Consider the following 2,993-nt stretch of genomic DNA (forward strand, 5'->3'; position numbering starts at 1 on the left):
ATTTCTTAATTTTTTTTAATTAATTTTTAGGGATTGATTTCTTAATTTTTTTTAATTAATTTTTAGGGATTGATTTCTTAATTTTTTTTAAATAATTTTTTTATAATCTTTAATCTACTAAATCTTTATAAGTTAGGTCGAATATATTATAATTGGTAAAAAATTATTAACACGTGTTATAAAATTATGCAGGTGTTATGTTTTTTAATATTGTTGATTGAAAACTAATTAGGTAAAAATATGTACTCTGTTGATGAGCTAAAAAATAAAGTATTAAATAATTACAAAGTCACTAAATCTGATGCAATGAATCTCATAGATGTGCCATTAGATGAACTCTCCAAAGCGTCTGATGAAATCCGTCAATTCTTTTGTGGAAATAGATTTGATGCATGTATGTTAATCAATGTAAAAAATGGAAGATGCAGTGAAGATTGTAAATTTTGTGCTCAATCAAACCATTATGACACAGACATTGACATTTATCCAATACTTTCCCATGATGAGCTAAAGAAAAGAAGTCTTGCCATATTGGATACCGGATTCAAGCGCATTTCCTATGTTGCTTCAGGACGTAAGATAAGCAATAGGGAATTTGATGTTTTAACAGGTGTTCTTCGTGAACTGCGTGAGGAAAAGGATGACTTTCATGTTTGTGTTTCACTTGGTCTTCTTAATGCAAGTCAAATCAATGAACTTAAGGAACTTGATGTTGAACGTATTCATAATAATTTGGAAAGTTCAAGAAATTACTTTAAGGAGATTTGCACAACACATTCCTATGATGAAAAGCTTGATACCATATCTCAGATAAGTGATGAGGGTCTTATGATCTGCAGTGGCGGAATATTTGGAATGGGTGAAAGTTTTGAGGATAGGATTGATCTTGCACTTATTCTTAGGGATTTGGGAGTTAAGTCTATTCCGATTAATGTTTTAAATCCCATTAAGGGAACTCCGGTTGAGAGTAATGAGATTTTGACTAATGATGAGGTCTGCAGAATAATTGCTATTTTTAGGTTTATTAATCCTGATGCCTTTATTCGTATGGCTGGAGGAAGAGCTCTTTTGGGAGACAATGGGAGGAAAGCATTTCAATCAGGAGCCAATGCAGGAATTTTAGGAAATATGTTAACAACTGCAGGGGTTGAAATGAATGAGGACTTGCAACTGCTTGAAGACTTAGGTTATGAGATAAGTTATTCTATAGAATGATTGTTTTGAGTCTTAATTTTATTTTTTATTATTTTTTATTATTTTTTATTATTTTTTGAATTTTATACTTTTTTTGAATTTTTGCCATTTTTTTGAATTTTATACTTTTTTGAATTTTTGCCATTTTTTTGAATTTTATACTTTTTTGAATTTTTGCATTTAAATTAAATTTTTGTAATTATTTTGAATTTTTGCCATTTTTTTGAATTTTTGTAATTATATTGAATTTTTATTATTTTAATCTGATTTTAAATTTAAAAAAAACTTAAAAACTATGAATTTTAAATATTTAAACTGTAAAAGGTGAAAAAATGTCTAAAGGTTTATTTGTTTTAGGAACTGGTACAGATATTGGAAAAACTTATGTTACCGGTCTTATTCTTAAATATTTACGTGACAATGATTATAACGCCAGCTATTTTAAGGCTGCTTTAAGCGGTGCCATTAAGGATGCTGATGGCAATATCATTCCAGGAGATGCTGTTGAAGTATTGTCTATGGCTGGTTTGGAAGAGGACACCTCCTTTCTTGTTCCATACATTTATGAAACAGCAGTCTCTCCACATCTTGCAAGTCAGATAGAGGGAAATCCAGTTTCAATGGAAGTTGTAAAATCTTCATATGAATCAGTCTGTAAAAAATATGATTATATTGTAATGGAGGGAAGTGGAGGAATAGTCTGTCCAATTCGTTATGATATTGAAAATCCCTCTTCTAATATAATGCTTGAGGATATAATTAAGGAACTTGATTTAAATGTTGTACTTATAGCGGATGCAGGTCTTGGCACTATTAATTCAATAGTCACTACAGTTGAATATCTTAAGAACAGGGATATTCTGGTTTGCGGTATTCTTATGAATAATTATAAGGATTGTCCTATGGAAATTGATAATGTAAAAATGGTTGAGGACCTTTGCGGAGTAGATGTTATTGCTAAAATTTATAAAAATGATAAAAATTTATCACTTGATGTAGATGAGGAAGTTTTTATTAGTTTTTTTAAATAGAAGTTTGTGTTTAATTAAAAGTTCCTTTGATATTTTTAATAGTTGGTGTTGGTTTTGTTAATTTAATTTGGTGTTATTTTAATTAAATCAATTTAAATTTTTTAGCTATTTTTTCTTTACTATTTTTTTGATTTTTACATTTTTGTTCTCTGTAAACTATTGATTTGTATTTTTACACTTTTTTAAAATTCTATTGTAAAATTTATTTTTCTGTGTAAATAAATCGGGCTTTATGCTGTAACTGCTTCCCCATCGTAACAATTTAGGGGAAATAAATATCGCTGCGATTAGTGAAACTTCAATGTGGAAATATGCAGAACGTTTGAATTATATTAAGCGTTCTAGAGTGGATGAACATAATATTTATATTGAAACTAACGATAGATTAACCACTTTATTTGAACCTTTTGATAATGATTCTGTTGATGAAGCCCATTATGACGCTGCATGTTATATCGATTTAGGCCATTTATTCGCAGATGCTTATTTAAGTAAAACATTAAATGGATATACTTATAATAAATTAGAAATTGACGGGCCTAGTTCTCTCACTCTTCATTTAGGTGAAGATTATGTTTTAAAAACCCCAACTACTTATTTAAATGATGTGATAGTTAATGCAAAAATATCTTATTTTAGCAACCCAACAATAATCTGGCTCTAAGTCAAATATTTTTGTAAAAAAATTTTTTGAATTATCAGAATTATTTACTATTTCTTTTAATTTAATCAAATTAAGATCGGAAGAGCGTCGTGTAGGGACAGAGT

At 28.7% G+C, this 2,993-nt stretch carries 3 protein-coding genes; all 3 read left to right on the forward strand.

Annotated elements, in window-relative coordinates; genetic code table 11:
• The first annotated feature begins 240 nt into the window (after positions 1-240).
• The 3 genes from bioB to Q0138_RS07995 all read left to right on the forward strand — a co-directional run bounded on the left by bioB (position 241) and on the right by Q0138_RS07995 (position 2,889).
• A complete protein-coding gene (gene bioB / locus Q0138_RS07985; RefSeq protein WP_297983127.1) occupies positions 241-1,215 on the forward strand; it encodes a biotin synthase BioB in 975 nt (324 codons plus the stop codon).
• Between the two features lie 311 nt (positions 1,216-1,526).
• A complete protein-coding gene (bioD, locus tag Q0138_RS07990; protein ID WP_297983130.1) occupies positions 1,527-2,225 on the forward strand; it encodes a dethiobiotin synthase in 699 nt (232 codons plus the stop codon).
• Between the two features lie 301 nt (positions 2,226-2,526).
• Positions 2,527-2,889: a hypothetical protein gene (locus Q0138_RS07995; RefSeq protein ID WP_297983133.1), complete on the forward strand. Its 363-nt coding sequence runs from the start codon at positions 2,527-2,529 to the stop codon at positions 2,887-2,889.
• The last annotated feature ends 104 nt before the right edge of the window (positions 2,890-2,993 follow it).

Source organism: uncultured Methanobrevibacter sp., from assembly GCF_937906425.1.
Taxonomy (GTDB): domain Archaea; phylum Methanobacteriota; class Methanobacteria; order Methanobacteriales; family Methanobacteriaceae; genus Methanobrevibacter.

What these genes read in the sequence shown, in the direction of transcription:
- bioD (WP_297983130.1), top strand. Translation starts at nt 1,527, where the DNA reads ATGTCTAAAGGTTTATTTGTTTTAGGAACTGGTACAGATATTGGAAAA.
- Q0138_RS07995 (WP_297983133.1), top strand. Translation starts at nt 2,527, where the DNA reads ATGTGGAAATATGCAGAACGTTTGAATTATATTAAGCGTTCTAGAGTG.
- bioB (WP_297983127.1), top strand. Translation starts at nt 241, where the DNA reads ATGTACTCTGTTGATGAGCTAAAAAATAAAGTATTAAATAATTACAAA.